A 456-nucleotide genomic window follows, 5' to 3' on the forward strand; every position below is an offset into this window, starting at 1 on the left:
TACAATTCATCAAATGTTAGAAGCGGAGCTTGACGACCATTTAGGTTATGATAGATATGACAATAAGAATAAAAATACTAAAAACTCTAGAAATGGATATAGAAATAAAAATGTTAAATCAGATTTTAGAGAAATAACTTTAAATATTCCAAGAGACCGAAATGGAGATTTTGAACCAAAGGTAATTAGAAATTATGAAAATGATATATCAGGAATAGAGAACCAAGTGATTGGTATGTACTCAAAAGGCATGTACACTCGAGATACATTAAGTCATCTTAAAAGTATTTACGGAATTGATTATCTCATTCACTAATATCTAAAATTATTGATAGAGCTATGCCTTTAGCTCATGAATGGCAAAAGAGACCACTTGATATGATTTATCCAATTGTATTTATGGATGCCATACATTATAAAGTTAGAAGTGAAGATAGAATAATAAAAAAAGCAGCA

1 pseudogene is annotated in these 456 nt (G+C 28.7%); it reads left to right on the forward strand.

The features are described 5' to 3' along the window. Positions 1 to 13 precede the first annotated feature (13 nt). Positions 14 to 456, forward strand: a pseudogene (locus KGF42_RS19235) (transposase); the annotation flags it as partial.

Origin of the sequence: Clostridioides sp. ZZV15-6383 (genome assembly GCF_020657735.1) — a bacterium.
GTDB lineage: Bacteria > Bacillota > Clostridia > Peptostreptococcales > Peptostreptococcaceae > Clostridioides > Clostridioides difficile_D.